At 61.1% G+C, this 16,025-nt stretch carries 17 protein-coding genes; 9 read left to right on the forward strand and 8 right to left on the reverse strand.

Annotation, left to right across the window (positions count from 1 at the left end):
- Nucleotides 1-83: 83 nt before the first annotated feature.
- Nucleotides 84-1,976 carry a 3-dehydroshikimate dehydratase QuiC gene (quiC, locus tag FQ192_RS25205; protein ID WP_149660978.1) on the forward strand — a complete coding sequence of 631 codons (1,893 nt, stop codon included), beginning with the start codon at nt 84-86 and terminating at the stop codon, nt 1,974-1,976.
- Between the two features lie 102 nt (nt 1,977-2,078).
- Nucleotides 2,079-2,756, forward strand: coding sequence for a TetR family transcriptional regulator (locus FQ192_RS25210; RefSeq protein ID WP_149660979.1), 678 nt, complete (start codon nt 2,079-2,081; stop codon nt 2,754-2,756).
- Nucleotides 2,757-2,812: 56 nt separating this feature from the next.
- On the opposite strand, the gene FQ192_RS25215 is transcribed toward FQ192_RS25210, so the two are convergent.
- The 3 genes from FQ192_RS25215 to FQ192_RS25225 all read right to left on the reverse strand — a co-directional run bounded on the left by FQ192_RS25215 (nt 2,813) and on the right by FQ192_RS25225 (nt 5,163).
- Nucleotides 2,813-3,667 carry a shikimate dehydrogenase gene (locus FQ192_RS25215; RefSeq protein WP_149660980.1) on the reverse strand — a complete coding sequence of 285 codons (855 nt, stop codon included), beginning with the start codon at nt 3,665-3,667 and terminating at the stop codon, nt 2,813-2,815.
- Between the two features lie 5 nt (nt 3,668-3,672).
- Nucleotides 3,673-4,113, reverse strand: coding sequence for a type II 3-dehydroquinate dehydratase (aroQ, locus tag FQ192_RS25220; RefSeq protein WP_149660981.1), 441 nt, complete (start codon nt 4,111-4,113; stop codon nt 3,673-3,675).
- Nucleotides 4,114-4,251: 138 nt separating this feature from the next.
- Entirely contained in the window at nt 4,252-5,163 is a 912-nt protein-coding gene (locus FQ192_RS25225; RefSeq protein WP_149660982.1) for a LysR family transcriptional regulator, read from the reverse strand.
- A gap of 241 nt (nt 5,164-5,404) precedes the next feature.
- Between FQ192_RS25225 and FQ192_RS25230 the strand changes: the two genes are divergently transcribed.
- Both FQ192_RS25230 and FQ192_RS25235 read left to right on the forward strand, forming a co-directional pair.
- Nucleotides 5,405-5,833 (forward strand): DUF4160 domain-containing protein, encoded by a 429-nt coding sequence (locus FQ192_RS25230; protein WP_149660983.1) that lies wholly within the window; start codon nt 5,405-5,407, stop codon nt 5,831-5,833.
- The gene (locus FQ192_RS25235) at nt 5,830-6,276 is read left to right on the forward strand and encodes a DUF2442 domain-containing protein (RefSeq protein WP_149660984.1); all 447 of its coding nucleotides are present in this window, start codon (nt 5,830-5,832) and stop codon (nt 6,274-6,276) included. The genes FQ192_RS25230 and FQ192_RS25235 overlap by 4 nt, the downstream gene beginning before the upstream one ends.
- 57 nt (nt 6,277-6,333) lie before the next feature.
- Here the strand turns inward: FQ192_RS25235 and trmA are convergent, their stop codons facing one another.
- A complete protein-coding gene (gene trmA, locus FQ192_RS25240) occupies nt 6,334-7,413 on the reverse strand; it encodes a tRNA (uridine(54)-C5)-methyltransferase TrmA (protein ID WP_149660985.1) in 1,080 nt (359 codons plus the stop codon).
- Nucleotides 7,410-8,705 (reverse strand): NCS2 family permease, encoded by a 1,296-nt coding sequence (locus FQ192_RS25245; RefSeq protein WP_149660986.1) that lies wholly within the window; start codon nt 8,703-8,705, stop codon nt 7,410-7,412. Before FQ192_RS25245 ends, trmA begins: the two co-directional genes overlap by 4 nt.
- A gap of 260 nt (nt 8,706-8,965) precedes the next feature.
- Between FQ192_RS25245 and FQ192_RS25250 the strand changes: the two genes are divergently transcribed.
- Nucleotides 8,966-9,370, forward strand: coding sequence for a DUF4879 domain-containing protein (locus tag FQ192_RS25250; protein ID WP_256672374.1), 405 nt, complete (start codon nt 8,966-8,968; stop codon nt 9,368-9,370).
- A 66-nt stretch (nt 9,371-9,436) separates the two neighbouring features.
- Nucleotides 9,437-9,988 (forward strand): DJ-1 family glyoxalase III, encoded by a 552-nt coding sequence (locus FQ192_RS25255; protein ID WP_149660988.1) that lies wholly within the window; start codon nt 9,437-9,439, stop codon nt 9,986-9,988.
- A gap of 6 nt (nt 9,989-9,994) precedes the next feature.
- Here the strand turns inward: FQ192_RS25255 and FQ192_RS25260 are convergent, their stop codons facing one another.
- Together FQ192_RS25260 and FQ192_RS25265 are read right to left on the reverse strand one after the other, a co-directional pair.
- Entirely contained in the window at nt 9,995-10,282 is a 288-nt protein-coding gene (locus FQ192_RS25260; RefSeq protein WP_149660989.1) for a HigA family addiction module antitoxin, read from the reverse strand.
- 14 nt (nt 10,283-10,296) lie between these two features.
- On the reverse strand, nt 10,297-10,584 hold the full coding sequence (locus tag FQ192_RS25265) for a type II toxin-antitoxin system RelE/ParE family toxin (RefSeq protein ID WP_149660990.1): 288 nt from the start codon (nt 10,582-10,584) through the stop codon (nt 10,297-10,299).
- A 194-nt stretch (nt 10,585-10,778) separates the two neighbouring features.
- Here FQ192_RS25265 and FQ192_RS25270 point away from each other — a divergent pair, with 194 nt between their 5' ends.
- From FQ192_RS25270 to FQ192_RS25280, 3 genes are read left to right on the forward strand one after another with little or no spacing between them, the layout of a single operon-like run.
- Complete coding sequence (locus FQ192_RS25270; protein ID WP_149660991.1) at nt 10,779-11,300, forward strand: (2Fe-2S)-binding protein; 522 nt, start codon at nt 10,779-10,781, stop codon at nt 11,298-11,300.
- The gene (locus FQ192_RS25275) at nt 11,297-12,283 is read left to right on the forward strand and encodes a xanthine dehydrogenase family protein subunit M (RefSeq protein WP_149660992.1); all 987 of its coding nucleotides are present in this window, start codon (nt 11,297-11,299) and stop codon (nt 12,281-12,283) included. The genes FQ192_RS25270 and FQ192_RS25275 overlap by 4 nt, the downstream gene beginning before the upstream one ends.
- Nucleotides 12,283-14,484, forward strand: coding sequence for a xanthine dehydrogenase family protein molybdopterin-binding subunit (locus FQ192_RS25280; RefSeq protein WP_149660993.1), 2,202 nt, complete (start codon nt 12,283-12,285; stop codon nt 14,482-14,484). The genes FQ192_RS25275 and FQ192_RS25280 overlap by 1 nt, the downstream gene beginning before the upstream one ends.
- Here the strand turns inward: FQ192_RS25280 and FQ192_RS25285 are convergent.
- Nucleotides 14,481-15,719: an MFS transporter gene (locus FQ192_RS25285; protein WP_149660994.1), complete on the reverse strand. Its 1,239-nt coding sequence runs from the start codon at nt 15,717-15,719 to the stop codon at nt 14,481-14,483. The genes FQ192_RS25280 and FQ192_RS25285 overlap by 4 nt on opposite strands.
- Nucleotides 15,720-16,025 lie beyond the last annotated feature (306 nt).

Raw genomic sequence — 16,025 nt, forward strand, 5'->3', positions numbered from 1 at the left:
CCCGCGATGGCGTCCCCAAGATCGCCATCGCGGGCAAGCCTTGCTCCTACAGGGATCGCGTGCAAACCACCGGGAGTCGAAATATGCAGCGTTCCATTGCCACCGTTTCCTTGAGCGGCACCCTGCCGGAAAAACTCGAAGCCATCGCCGCCGCCGGGTTTGACGGGGTGGAGATTTTCGAAAATGACCTGCTTTATTACGACGGCAGTCCCCGTGAAATCAGACAGATGTGCGTCGATCTCGGCATCGCTATCACCCTGTTTCAACCCTTCCGTGATTTCGAAGGTTGCCGTCGCGATCGCCTGCCGCGCAATCTGGAGCGGGCTGAGCGCAAGTTCGACCTGATGCAGGAACTCGGCACCGACTTGGTGCTGGTGTGCAGCAACGCGGCGGCTGACTCGATCGGTGATGAACAGATCCTGATCGATGATTTGCGCCTGCTCGCCGAGCGGGCCGGTGCCCGTGGCTTGCGCATCGGCTATGAAGCACTGGCCTGGGGCCGGCATGTGAACACTTATCAACAGGTGTGGAACATCGTGCGCCAGGCCGATCATCCGAGTCTTGGCGTCTTGCTCGACAGCTTCCACACGCTGTCGCTCAAAGGCGATCCAAGCGCCATCGCCGAGATTCCCGGCGACAAGATCTTCTTCGTGCAAATGGCCGACGCGCCGATCCTGGCCATGGATGTGCTGGAGTGGAGCCGGCATTTCCGCTGTTTTCCGGGCCAGGGCGAATTCGACCTGGCGGGGTTCCTCGCGCCGATCATCCAGAGTGGCTACACCGGGCCGCTGTCGCTGGAGATTTTCAACGACGGCTTCCGCGCCGCGCCACCCCGGGCCAACGCCGCCGACGGTTTGCGCTCGTTGCTGTACCTGGAAGAGAAGACCCGCCAGCGTCTGGAGCCGCAAAACCAACCTGTCGATATCCTGTTCGAAACCCCGAAGGCCAGCGAATACAACGGCATCGAGTTTCTCGAATTCGCCGTGGATGAAAGTCTCGGCGCCAAGCTCTCGCATTGGCTGGAACGCCTGGGTTTCGTCAAGGCCGGGCAGCATCGTTCCAAGAGCGTCAGCCTGCTGCGTCAGGGCGATATCAATTTGATCCTCAACTCCGAACCGTACTCGTTCGCCCACAGCTTTTTCGAGGCCCACGGCCCATCGTTGTGCGCCACGGCGGTGCGGGTCAACGATAGCGCCAGTGCCCTGGCCCGCGCCGTCGCCTACAAGGGCCAGCCCTATCGCGGACTGGTCGGCCCCAATGAACTGGAACTCGCCGCCGTGCGCGCACCGGACGGCAGCCTGATTTATCTGGTGGATCAGGACGCCGATGTCTACGGCACCGACTTCAATCTGCAACCGACCGCTACGGCCAGCGGCGGCCTCAAACGCATCGACCACATGGCCATGGCGCTGCCGGCGGACAGCCTCGACAGTTGGGTACTGTTCTATAAAAGCCTGCTGGATTTCGAGGCCGACGACGAAGTGGTGCTGCCCGACCCCTACGGTCTGGTGAAGAGCCGGGCGCTGCGTAGCCGGGACAGTTCGATCCGCTTGCCGCTGAACATTTCCGAAAACCGCAACACCGCGATCTCACACGCGCTGTCGAGTTATCGCGGCTCCGGGGTGCATCACATCGCCTTCGACTGCGACGACATCTTCGCCGAAGTCAGCCGGGCGAAAGAGGCGGGCGTGCCGCTGCTGGATATCCCGCTCAACTACTACGATGACCTCGCTGCGCGTTTCGATTTCGATGACGAATTCCTCAGCGAACTGGCCTACTTCAACGTGCTGTACGACCGCGATGCCCAGGGCGGCGAGCTGTTTCATGTGTACACCGAGCCGTTCGAAGGGCGGTTCTTCTTCGAGATCATCCAGCGCAAGAACGGCTACGCCGGTTATGGCGCGGCCAACGTGGCGGTGCGGCTGGCGGCCATGGCCAAATCCCGAAGTGGTGCCGTACGTCAGGCAAAGTTGTAGGAAAATCGTAAACACGGGGTTAAACGGCGGCCGCGCAGCTTCCTTCACTGTGCGGCGCGGCCCATAATCGCCAGCCTGTGCAGTGATGGCCGTGAGCCCGCAATGACAATAACTTCAGAACGCTCCATCGCCCCCGGCGAACCGCTTGTCGAGCCTCGCAAGAGTCGCAAGAACAACCCGGAAAAGACCCGCGAGAACATCCTGCAAGAGGCGATCGTCGAGTTCGTCCAGCAAGGGCTTTCCGGCGCGCGCGTCGATGCGATCGCCGAGCGCATCCACACCTCCAAACGCATGATCTATTACTACTTCGGCAGTAAGGAGCAGCTGTATGTCGAGGTGCTGGAGAAACTCTACGGCGATATCCGCAGCACCGAAAACCGTCTGCACCTGGCCGAGCTGGCGCCAGTGGAAGCGATTCGGCGCCTGGTGGAGTTCACCTTCGATCACCACGACCGCAACGTCGATTTCGTGCGCATCGTCAGCATCGAGAACATTCACAACGCCGAGTACGTGAAGCGCTCCGATGCGATCAAGGCGATGAACAACACCATCCTCGATTCACTGAACGAGATCCTGCGTCGCGGGGCTGAAGAGGGTGTGTTCCGGTCGGGCCTGGAGCCGCTGGATGTGCATTTGCTGATCAGCTCGTTCTGCTTCTATCGCGTGTCGAACCGCCATACGCTGGGTGAGATTTTTCAGGTCGACCTGCCGGATGAAGGCATCAAGCAGCGTCATCGGGCGATGATCTGCGAGTCGGTTTTGCGCTATCTGCAGGCCTGACCTGTGGCGAGGGGGCTTGCCCCCGTTGGGCTGCGAAGCAGCCCCCCCCCGGTCTATCACCCATTCAAACTCTGAAAATGCGCCAGCATCCGCGCCGCATCCGGCACCACCCCACTAAACAATTCAAACGCCTTCACCGCCTGAAACACCGCCATGGTCCCACCATCCAGCGTCCGGCAACCCAGCGCGCGAGCGTTGCGCAGCAGTTCGGTTTCCAGCGGAAAGTACACAATCTCCGCCACCCACAAATCAGCCCTCAGTAACGCCACCGGCACCGGCGTGCCCGGCAGTTTCTGCATGCCCATCGGCGTGGTGTTCACCAGACCATCGGCCACCGCCAGCGTGCTCGCCAGATCATGCCCAGCCACCGCCCGACCCGCACCAAAATGCTGATTGAGATTGTTCGCCAGCGCCTGCGCCCGACTGTGATCCACATCGAAAATGCTCAGCTGCTGCACGCCCTCACTCAACAACGCGTGGGCCACTGCCGCACCCGCGCCCCCGGCGCCCATTTGCACCACGCGCTCACGGGCAACGTCCCGCAGGCCCCGGCGAAACCCTTCGGCAAACCCCAGGCAGTCGGTGTTGTGGCCGACGCGTTTGCCATCCTTGAGCACCACCGTGTTGACCGCACCAATCCCCCGGGCTTCTGGGGACAGTTCGTCGAGTAGCGGGATGATCGCCTGCTTGCACGGAAAGGTGATGTTCAGCCCGGTGAAGTTCATGCGTTCGGCGGCCATCAGCAGATCGGGCAGGGCATTGAGGTCGAGTTTCAACTGATCAAGGTCGATCAGGCGATACAGGTAACGCAGGCCCTGGGCATCGCCTTCATGCTCGTGCAGCGTCGGCGTGCGCGAGGCCTGGATGCCAGCGCCGATCAGTCCGGCCAGTACAACGTCGTTCTGAGACATGGCGTTCACCCCTGCAAACGATGGCTGAAATGCTCCAGCGCCAAACGATAGCCGTGGCTGCCGAAACCGGCCATTACCGCCGTGGCGATGGCCGAGACAAAGGAGTGGTGACGGAACGGTTCGCGGGCATGGACGTTGGACAGGTGAACTTCGATCACCGGCAGTTCACTGGCCACCAAGGCGTCGCGAATCGCCACCGACGTGTGGGTCCAGGCCGCCGGGTTGATGACGATCCCGGCGCAACGTCCGCGAGCGGCGTGAATCCAGTCGAGCAATTCGCCCTCGTGGTTGGTCTGGCGAAACTCCACGGCCAGGCCGAACTCTTCGCCAGAGCGCCCGCACAAGGCGGAAATGTCGGCCAGGGTTTCGTGGCCGTAGGTCGCCGGCTCACGGGTGCCGAGCAGGTTCAGGTTCGGGCCGTTGAGCACCAGAACGATAGGGGGCATCGGGGTCTCTCCACTTATTATTGTTGGCGTTGGCTGTAGGGTTCAGCCTGTGGAGATAAATTGTACTAGACGGTTACTTTGGTCAATTGAAGAGGTGGAGGGGCGGGTTTTTGTGTTCGGTGATCGGACGGTTGTTGCTTAGCGAGGCAAACGCTCAACCAGAAAATCGATAAACGCCCGTAACCGTAATGGCATATGCCGACTCTGCGGATAGAGCAGGGTGAACGGCCGCGAGCGCCCGCCATACGGCTTGAGCACCTCCACCAGCGAGCCATCGGCCAATTCGTTTTCGACAATGAAGCGATAGGTCTGAAACAACCCCGCACCGTGTTTCGCCAGGGTCACGCCACCCAGCACATCGTCGGAACAACTGAGATTTCCGTCGGCGAGAATCTCCAGCGGCACGCCACTGTCATTGAACAACCAGGCAATCCGCCGCCCGCTGCTAGGCAGTTCGTACTGGATGCATTCGTGCTGCTGCAGATCATCCAGGGATTGCGGCACCCCGGCGCGTTTCAGGTAATCGGGGCTGGCGATCATCACCAGCGCCGCGTCTTCCAGAGGCCGCGCAATCAAACCGGAATCGGGGATGGCCCGCACACGAATCGCCATGTCATAGCCTTCGCCGACAAAATCGATGTTGCGATTGCTGATGTGGGTTTCGACCTTCACCGCTGGAAACCGCGCCCGAAACTCCGGCAACAACGGCAGGATTCGATGGTGGGCGTAGGTCGTAGGAATACTGATGCGCAGGGTGCCGGACGGTTCCTGCTGCTGGCCCATGACCTCCCGCTGAGCTTCAACCAGCTGCGCCAGCGCCTGACGGCATTCCTCGTAATAACGTCGACCACTGTCAGTCAACTTGACGCTGCGGGTGGTGCGGGCAAACAACCGCACGCCCAGGCGTTCCTCCATGCGCGACACCGAACGGCTCACGGCGGCGGGCGTTACCCCGGCCACCAGCGCCGCGGCGGTAAAACTGCCGGCTTCGGCGGCGAGGCAAAACAGTTCGATGCTGCCGAGCTGAAGATCGTCGAAGTGTCGTTGCATGATTGGTTACGCCGGGGATCAGATGAAGGCTGGAGCTCTGTATTTATCAAATGCCTGCGCATTAATACAGCGTGTTACTGCGAAAGGTTTGTTAACTATTTTTTGGCGTCGTGGGCAGGGCACGCGTGGTCTCGAAAGCTAGGCTCAATTCAGGTGGCTGACTCGGAGAGTCAGTGCCAGTTATCGGAATTTCAAGGAATGTTGAGCCTTACGGCTTATTAAACCTAACGGATGGGTTAGCATGAGATTGTTCAGTTACAAAGGGTTTTCGATGTTGATCAACTTGCGTGACGAACACTGCCCGCCGCACACCCATGTGGACGGCGGGACATGGAGCGCGCGTTTCAAGTTCAGCTTTTGGCACAACGGTGTCGAGCTTTGGGATGTTGTTCCGCATTCACGCCGGCCACCTGGCGCCGTGCTTGAGGGCTTGCGTTACGGACTCAGGCAACCTGTACACCTGCGCCGTGCGCGCAGTATTTGGTGGGACAAGTTGCAAACGGCATGCCTCGACAATCAGCTTTGGGATTCGCAGGACAACGAAGTCGTGGTGATGAAAAGGATCACAAGCACAACCTACGTGATTGGCTCAGCGTGTTACGAGCCCGATAAGAACAAGACCCTACTGGCCCTGATCGGCGCGCCGGAGGGTGTGGAGATCGAACTTTGAAAACGATTAAAGCGAAAATGCAGGTAGACCGGCCAGTCACTGAAGCAGTACTGGATGAGGCAATTGAGCGGGGGAAAATTCGCCATAAAAGCACCTTGCAGGCGACAGCGGTGACGTTTCAGGAGGAGTGCCTTACGGTCCGCTTCGAAGATGGCTCTGGCGTTTTACTGCCCGTGAAGCACTACCCGGAATTCGATGGTTTTGAAGCCGAGGATTATGCCGATCTGAAAGTAGGCCTCTGCGGCACTGCACTTTTTCATGAGGAAAAGGACCTGCACGTCTCCATCGCCGGGATGATTTCCGCCAGCAAGCCCCTGATGAATATGGCCGCTTCGGTTGTTTCCTCGCGCAATGGCCGGCAAAGCAGCGCCGCGAAGGCTGAAGCGGCCCGGGCTAATGGCAAAAAGGGCGGTCGCCCGCGCAAGGTCGAAGTCATCCCGTAAACACCACCCACAAAAAAGCCGTCATCAAGACGGCTGATTTGTATCGGGCACCTGCGATCACCGCCGAGTCAACAACACCCCGGATTCCATGTGATGGGTCCACGGGAACTGGTCGAACATCGCGCATTGGGTAATGCGGTGAGTGTCGTGCAGTTGGGCGATGTTGGCCGCCAGGGTTTCCGGGTTGCAGGAGATGTACAGGATGTTGTCGAAGCGGCGGGTCAGTTCGCAGGTGTCCGGGTCCATGCCGGCACGGGGCGGGTCGACGAAGACGCTGCCGAATTCGTAGCTCTTGAGGTCGATGCCGTGCAGGCGTCGGAACGGCCGCACTTCGTTCAAGGCTTCGGTCAGTTCTTCGGCGGACAAACGCACCAGGGTGACGTTATCCACCGCGTTTTCGCTGAGGTTGCTCAACGCCGCGTTGACCGAACTCTTGCTGATTTCAGTGGCCAGGGCTTTGCGCGCGCGGGTGGCGAGCGGCAGGGTGAAGTTGCCGTTGCCGCAATACAGCTCCAGCAAATCGTCCGTGCGATCGCCCATGGCGTCGTAGGCCCAGTTGAGCATCTTCTGGTTCACGGTGCCGTTGGGCTGGGTGAACGCGCCTTCCGGCTGGCGATAGCTGAAGGTGCGGCCGCCGACTTCGAATTGCTCGACCACGTAATCGTGGCCGATGACTTCGCGCTTGCCCTTGGAGCGACCGATGATGCTGACGTTCAGGTCCGCCGCCAGTTTCGACGCCGCAGTGTGCCAATGCTCGTCCAGCGGACGGTGGTAGCACAGGGTGATCATCGCGTCGCCGGCCAGGGTGGTCAGGAACTCCACCTGGAACAATTTGTGGCTCAGGGCCGCGCTCGCTTGCCATGCGGCCTTGAGCTTGGGCATCAGCTCATTGATGCGCAGGCTGGCGATCGGGAATTCTTCGATCAGGATCGGCGTGCGTTTGTCATCTTGGGCAAACATCGCGTAGTGACGGTCGCCGCCTTCGCGCCACAGGCGAAATTCCGCGCGCAGGCGAAAGTTTTGCAGCGGCGAGTCGAATACTTCAGGTTCTGGCGCACCGAACGGGGCCAGCAGGTCACGCAGGCGCGTGACCTTTTCTTCGAGCTGTACGGCGTAGGCCTGGGAATCAAAAGTCATGCGCTGAACCAACCCAACTTGATCACAAACAGAATCGACAGAATCACCAGCGCCGGGTTCAGCTCACGGGCACGCCCGGACAGCAACTTGATCGCGGTCCAGGAAATGAAACCGAAGGCGATGCCGTTGGCGATGGAATAGGTGAACGGCATGGCCAGGGCAGTGACCACGACCGGTGCGGCCACGGTGATGTCGTCCCAGTCTATTTCGGCCAGGCCGGAAGTCATCAGCACGGCGACGAACAGCAGTGCCGGTGCGGTAGCAAAGGCTGGAACACTGGCGGCCAATGGCGAGAAGAACAGCGCCAGCAGGAACAGGATCGCCACCACGACAGCCGTTAAACCGGTACGACCACCGGCACTCACGCCAGCGGCGGATTCGATGTAGCTGGTGGTGGTCGAGGTGCCCAGCAGCGAACCGGCCATGGCCGCGGTGCTGTCGGCGATCAGCGCACGACCCATTTTCGGCATGTGGCCGTCCTTGCCCATCAGGCCGGCGCGCTTGGCGACGCCGATCAGGGTGCCGGAGTTGTCGAACAGGTCGACGAACAGGAAGGCGAAAATCACGCTGACCAGACCGATGTCCAGTGCACCTTTGATGTCCAGTTGCAGGAAGGTCGGGGCCAGCGACGGTGGCATCGACATCACGCCGCCGAACGGGGTGACATTCATCGCGATGGAGACGATCGTCACCGCCAGAATGCCGATCAGTACCGCGCCGCGAACCTTCAGGGCTTCGAGGGCGACGATCAGGGCAAAACCCAGGGTCGCGAGGATCGGAGCCGGTTTTTTCAAGTCACCGAGGCCGAGCATGGTCGCCTCGTTACTGACCACGATGCCGGCGTTGTGCAGGGCGATCAAGGCCAGGAACAGGCCGATACCGGCGGCAATCGCCGAACGCAGGGGCAGCGGGATGCTGTTGATGATCCATTCGCGGATGCGGAAGATCGACAGCAGGAAGAAGCACACGGCCGAAATGAACACCGCACCCAGCGCCACTTGCCAGGTATGGCCCATGTGCAGGACCACGGTATACGTGAAGAACGCGTTCAGGCCCATGCCCGGCGCGAGCGCGATCGGGTAGTTGGCGATCAGGCCCATCACCGTCGAGCCGAAGGCCGCGGCCAGGCAGGTCGCGACAAACACCGCGCCCTTGTCCATGCCGGTCTCGCCGAGAATGCTCGGGTTGACGAACAGAATGTAGGCCATGGCCAGGAAGGTCGTGACGCCCGCCAGAATCTCGGTGCGCACGTTGGTGTTATGTGCCTTGAGTTGAAACAGCCTTTCCAGCATGTCTGCTCCCCGTGGCGCGCAGGGCGCCGTGAATGTATCGACCTCAACAGCAAAGCACAGACCGCCCAAGGCGCCCGGGAATTTTCTGTGGGTCGGAAAAAGCCGCGCATCATACCAGCCGCGTGGGGTAATGGCTGCGATCGTCGGCGATGTTTTGCGGTTGGCTGAACTGCGCCATACTGCGCGCCTGTTTTGGGGGAGTGTTCATGGTGGGTGACAAGCGCAACATCGTTCGGTCGTTGGGGCTGTTTTTCGCGTGTATGGCGGGTGCGCCTGCCGTGATGGCAGCGTCGGCACCGCCGTTGACCAACGTTCAGGTGCTCAAGGTGCAGTCGGCGGCGTGCGGGATTGAAAACATTTCCGCCGGACAAGAGCGCACGACATGCGACCACGGCGGCGCAGACATCAAGGTGTATGTGCTGGAGGTGGGGTATGGCCGCAAGCCGACCGTCCAGCTCGACGGCTTCAACCTCGCCGGGGCGCAGCAAAAAGTCTGTGCCTATGGCAATGGCAACCCGACCGAATGCACCGCCACCGAGACAAGGGTCGTCGGCACGCTGTACGTCTTTGACTTGGGGGGCAGGCAGGAAGGGACGTTCAGCTTCAGTAACCGCTCGATCAACGCGCCGGGCAACGTCGTTTCGACGCAGCTTTACATCAAGTAACGGCAGACACGAACAAGGGACACTAAAGCTGACTACGCTTTAAGAATCATCCCGTGGACCGTGCCCATGACCTTTAGAGCCCTGATTACCCTCGCCGAGGGCATCGATGACCTGCAATGCGTGACCCTGATTGATGTGCTGCGCCGCGCTCAGATTGAAGTGGTGGTGGCCAGCATCGAGGGCCGACGCATGCTCACATGCGCTCGCGGCACTCGCCTGACCGCCGACGCCATGCTGGTAGACCTGCTGGCCCAACCGTTCGACCTGATTGCCCTGCCCGGCGGCGTCGTTGGCGCGCAACACCTGGCGGCACATCAACCCCTGGAACAACTGATCAAGGACCAGGCCGCCGCCGGGCGCCTGTTCGCCGGCATCGCCGAAGCCCCGGCGCTGGCGCTGCAAGCCTTCGGGGTTCTGCGTCAACGCCGCATGACCTGCCTGCCCTCCGCCAGCCATCAATTGTCAGGCTGCACCTTCGTCGATCAACCGGTGGTGGTCGACGGCAACTGCATCACCGCCCAAGGCTCGGGCGCAGCGTTGCCGTTTGCGCTGGCGCTGGTGGAACAACTCTGTGGTAAAGCCATTCGAGCGGCAGTGGCGGGGGAGTTGCTGGTTTAGAAACGATCAGACGTGGGCGGCAATGGGCTCGATAGCCGGCTGCTCACGATGTTCCGCCTGCCAGAGGTCGTAGTCGGTTTGAACCCCGAGCCACATTCTGGCTTTACCGATGCCTGCCCGTTCCAGACGTACCGCCAGGTCTGGGCTGATCGGCGCGTGGCCGTGCAACACCCTGGAAAGGTGTGGCCGGGCAAAACCGAGATGGCGGGCCAATTCAGTGACGCTGATGCCAAGCTCGGGTAAGACGTCCTGCAACAATGTTTCGCCAGGGTGCGGCGGGTTGTGCATGGGCATGGTCCTGCCTCCTGTCAGTGATAGTCCAGATAGTCCAGATAGTCGACCAGTTCGATATCCGAGCCAATAAAACGAAAAATAACCCGCCAGTTCCCCGATACGCTGAGCGACCAATATTCGGTCAGATCTCCTTTGAACGGGTGTAACCGCCATCCTGGAAGATCAAGATCGCCAGGCACCACTGCGCGGTCCATGAACTGCAGCATTCGGGACAGCCGTTTCGCAGGGTCTGCACGAATCCCACGAGTCGAACCGGTTTCATAGAAGCCACGAAGGCCTTTGTGCTGAAAGGATTTGATCATGGGGGAAGTGTAAGGCGATACATTACACTCGATGCGGTATCTATGTATCGCACTTGGTCGGCACTTTTGTGCTTCGAGTGGTATTGCGCCACAGATCAATTCCTTTGAACGCCCATCCCACCCCCGAAGTCGTACCCCTTAATGACGGCGGTTTGCCAAAACGCCGCGAAGGTACGATCAACCGTGAGGTGTTTATGAGCGCGATCACTCCCGACGCAGCGCCGTCGGTGTTCACCCGTCATCCGCTGCGCCTGCGGCTCAACGGCCAGGTCCGTGAGCTTGATGTGCTGCCGTGGACCACATTGCTGGACCTGTTGCGCGAGCAACTGGATCTGGTTGGCACCAAGAAAGGCTGCGACCACGGCCAGTGCGGGGCCTGCACGGTATTGCTCAACGGCAAGCGGGTGAATGCCTGCCTGACCCTGGCGGTGATGTGCGACGGCGCCGAGTTGACCACCATCGAAGGCCTGGCCGATGGCGAGGCGCTGCACCCGATGCAGCAAGCCTTCATCAAGCACGACGCCTTTCAGTGTGGTTATTGCACGCCGGGGCAGATCTGTTCGGCGGTGGGGCTGGCCAATGAAGGCCGGGCGCAGACCACGCAGCAGATCAAGGAATTGATGAGCGGCAACCTCTGCCGCTGCGGCGCCTACAGCAATATTTGCGATGCCATTGAAGAAGCCTTGCCCGCCTGCCAGCAAGGAGGCGACCAATGACGCCCTTCCACTACAGCAAACCCAATTCAGTAGAGCACGCTGTGCACCTTGCCGGTCCCGCATCTCGATTCATCGCCGGCGGTACGAATCTTCTGGATTTGATGAAGGAAAATCTCACCCGCCCTGAACATCTGATCGACATCACCGGACTGCCGTTGCGTGAGGTCACGCAAACGCAAAACGGTGGGCTAATGATCGGTGCATTGGTCAGCAACGCCGACCTGGCCTGGCACCCGTTGATCGAACAGCGTTACCCGCTCCTGTCCCAAGCCATTCTGGCCGGCGCCTCGCCGCAATTGCGCAACATGGCCAGCACCGGCGGCAACCTGCTGCAACGCACCCGCTGCTACTACTTCTACGACGCCAATGTGCCGTGCAACAAACGCGAACCCGGCAGTGGCTGCCCGGCGCGGGACGGATTGAACCGGATTCATGCGATTTTCGGCGCCAGCGTGCAATGCGTGGCCACCCATCCTTCCGATATGTGCGTGGCACTGGCGGCTTTGGAGGCGGTGGTCCATGTGCACGGGCGCAATGGCGCAAGAACCATCGAGTTTGCCGACTTTCATCGCCTGCCCGGTGACCACCCCGAGCGCGACAACCAATTGGCCGACGATGAGCTGATCACCGCCATTGAACTGCCCGCCGCCGGTTTCGCCGAGCACTGCCATTACCTGAAGATTCGCGACCGTGCGTCCTACGCGTTCGCGCTGGTGTCGGTGGCCGCGGCGCTGGAAATGAACGGGCCGGTGATTCGCGAGGCACGTCTTGTCCTCGGCGGGGTCGCCCACAAACCGTGGCGTGACGAAGCGGTCGAGCAATGGTTGGTGGGCAAACCGGCCAGCCGCGAAACCTTCACGGCTGCTGCCGACGCGTTACTGCAAAACGCGCAGCCCCTCGAACACAACGGGTTCAAAGTCAAACTGGCAAGCCGGGCCATCATCCGCGCCTTGAGCGATGCCGCGCCGGGAGTGCAAGCCTGATGTCTACCTTCACCAAGCCCATGGGCCAGCCGCTGGATCGCGTCGACGGTCATCTCAAAGTCACCGGCCAGGCGCGTTATGCCGGGGAGTTTCCCGAGGACGGCCTGCTGCACGGCAGTGTAGTGTCCAGCCGCATTGCCCGCGGTCGGGTCACCCGCATCGACGCGTCCAAAGCCCTCGCGCTGCCCGGCGTGGTCGCGGTGATCGATCACGGCAACCGCCCGAAGATCGCCAGTTACGACAAAGACTACGAAGACGCCGACTCGGCCGAGGGCTCGCCGTTTCGTCCGTTGTACAACGATCGGGTGCTGTACAGCGGCCAGCCGCTGGTGCTGGTGGTGGCGGATAACCTTGAGCTGGCGCGTTACGCCGGGTCATTGATCGACATCGAGTACGAGGCCGAGCCGCATCAGACCGATCTGCTGAGCCTGCAAGACGAAGCCCATCCGGCACCCGCCGAACTCCCGAAACCCCGTGGGAATTTTCAGGCCGAGTTTACCGGCGCGGCCATGGGCCTGGACCTGAGCTACAGCACCCCCATCGAACACCATAATCCGATGGAACCCCACGCCAGTACGGTGTTGTTCCAGGCCGATGGCAGCTTGCACATCCATGACAAGACCCAAGGCCCGCAGAACTGTCAGTCCTACGTGCAAAAGGTCTTCGGATTACAAAAAGAGCAGGTCAGGATTTTCGCCGCCTATGTCGGCGGCGCTTTCGGTTCCGGGCTGCGCCCGCAATATCAGCTGCCGCTGGCGGTGATGGCGGCGTTGCACCTCAAACGTTCGGTGCGAGTGACGTTGACGCGCCAGCAGATGTTCACCTTCGGCTATCGCCCCCGCACCTTGCAGCGTCTGCAACTGGGCGCGGCGGCCAACGGACGCTTGCTCGCGGTGGCCCACACCGCTATCGGCCAGACTTCGCGTTTCGAGGACTTCACCGAACATGTGGTGGAGTGGAGCGGCATGCTCTATCACTGCGACAACGTGCAACTGACTTACAAACTGGTGCCGCTGGACGTATTCACGCCGCTGGACATGCGGGCCCCCGGCGCGGCGCTGGGGCTGATTGGGCTGGAATGCGCGATGGATGAACTGGCCTGTGCCCTGGCCATCGATCCGGTGCAACTGCGCCTGATCAACTATTCAGAGCGCAATCAGAACGAAGACAAACCCTATTCCAGCAAAGAACTGCGCGAATGCTATGCCCAAGGTGCGAAGCGTTTCGGCTGGGAAGCGCGTGATCCGGAGCCGCGCAGCATGCGCCAAGGCCGACAACTGGTGGGCTGGGGCATGGCCGGCGGGGTCTGGGAAGCGATGCAACAGAAAGCCAGCGCGAAGGCATCGCTTGATCACAATGGCAAACTCACCGTCAGCAGCGCGACCACGGACATCGGCACCGGCACCTACACGGTGATGACGCAAATCGCCGCCCAGGCGTCGGGCGTTTCGCACAAGGACGTCACTTTTATCCTCGGCGACTCTTCATTGCCCACCGCGCCGTTGCAGGGTGGGTCGTTCACCGTGTCGTCGGTCGGAACAGCGGTGCAGCAGGCGTGTGAAGCACTCAAGGAAAAACTGTTGGCGGTGGCACGCCAGACCTGTCCGGCCTTCGGCGGAGTCACGCTGGAACAGGCGACGTTCGAGGAGGGGCAGTTGTCCTTCGGTGACGCGCGGGTTTCGCTGGCGGAACTCGCCAGAGACAGCGGTGAAGAAACCCTGGAGGTCCAGGTTGACGCCCAACCCGACCAGAAACGCGAAGCCTACGCCACGGCCACCCACTCGGCGGTTTTCGTCGAGGTGTTGGTGGATGAGGATTTAGGCACGGTGAAGGTCAACCGAGTGGTCAGCGCCATCGCCGCCGGCCGGGTGGTCAACCCGAAAATGGCCCGCAGCCAGATTCTCGGCGGCGTGGTCTGGGGTATCGGCATGGCGTTGCATGAAGAGACGCAAACCGACCACGCCCTGGGCCGGCACATGAACCACAGCCTGGCCGAGTACCACATCCCGGTTAACGCCGATATCGGCGACATTGAGGTGCTGTTCGTCGAAGAAAACGACGAGATCGTCAACGCCCTCGGGTCCAAGGGCGTCGGCGAGATCGGCATCGTCGGCGTGGCGGCGGCGGTGGCCAATGCGATCTATCACGCCACCGGCAAACGGGTGCGGGACTTCCCCATCACCCTCGATAAGTTGCTCTAGACCTTGGCTTCTTCCTTGGCCACATGCATGCGGTCGCGGTTGGCCAGGGTCGGGAACAGTTTGATCCAGGTGCCAGTTACCAACAGCGTGCCGATGCCGCCCATGACCACGGCCGGCACGGTGCCGAACCAATGGGCGGTGAGGCCGGATTCGAACTCGCCCAACTGGTTCGAAGCGCCGATGAACAGGCCGTTCACGGCGCTTACCCGGCCGCGCATTTCATCCGGGGTTTCCAGTTGCACGAAGGAGGCGCGGATCACCATGCTGATCATGTCCGCCGCGCCCAGCACCACCAGCACCGCCAGCGAGAACCAGAACGAGGTGGACAGGCCGAAGGCGATGGTCGCGACGCCGAAGATGCCGACGGCGGTGAACATCACCCGCCCGACTTTACGTTCCACGGCAAATCGAGCCAGGAACAACGACATCAATAGCGCGCCCACCGCGGGTGCCGAACGCAGCAGGCCCAGGCCCCAAGGGCCGGTCAGCAGAATGTCCTTGGCGAATACCGGCAGCAACGCCGTCGCGCCGCCCAACAGCACGGCGAACAGATCCAGGGAAATCGCCCCGAGAATGTCCGGACGGCTGCGGATGAAACGAATCCCGGCCAATAGCGAATCCATCGTTGCCTTGCCCTTGTTCAGTGGCGTTTGCCGGGCCGGCAGGTTGAGCATCAAGCAGCAGGCGATGATGTACAGAATGACCGTCGGGCCGTAGACCCAGACGCTGCCGAACGCGTAGAGCAAACCGCCAAGTGCCGGAGCGACGATGGTGGCCGATTGCTGTGCCGATTGGGCGGCGGCCACGGCGCGGGGGAACAGGGCGCTGGGCACGATGCTCGGCAGCAGGGCCTGGGTGGTCGGCATCTCGAACGAGCGCGCGGCACCGAGCAGGAACGCGAGGATGAAGATCATTTCCCGGGTGACGTGATCGGTGGCGCTGCCGATGGCCAAGGACAGGGCGATCAAGGCTTGCAGGGACTGGCAGATCGCCGCGACCTTGCGTCGGTCGTAACGGTCGGCGACATGCCCGGTGTGCAACATGAACAGCACCCGCGGGGCGAACTCGACCAAACCCACCAGGCCCAGGTCCAGCACGTTGCCGGTCAATTGGTACAGGTTCCAGCCGATGGCCACGGTGAGCATCTGGAAACCGCTGGCGGTAAACACCCGAGCCAGCCAGAACGCAATGAAAGGACGGTGATGACGTAACAGCAGGGGCGCTTGGCTGGGCATCTGACGGCAGGTCTTGAGCGAGGGGAGGGGTGAGACTATCACCAAGCTGTAACAAGAAGTTGCGCTGACAAAAATTTTAGGTAGCTAGACATCGATCTCAAAAATACTGTGCCGATCTCCTGTGGCGAGGGGGCTTGCCCCCGCTGGGCTGCGTAGCAGCCCCCAATGGTTGCGGCTTCATTCAGGCAGAAATAGCGCATTCACCTTTTTACGACTGCTTCGCAGTCGAACGGGGGCAAGCCCCCTCGCCACAGCAAGCCTCCTTGCCACAAATATTCACTCACCACAGTGAATGTGTTTCAGCAC

This window comes from Pseudomonas sp. ANT_J12, assembly GCF_008370045.1.
Classification (GTDB): domain Bacteria; phylum Pseudomonadota; class Gammaproteobacteria; order Pseudomonadales; family Pseudomonadaceae; genus Aquipseudomonas.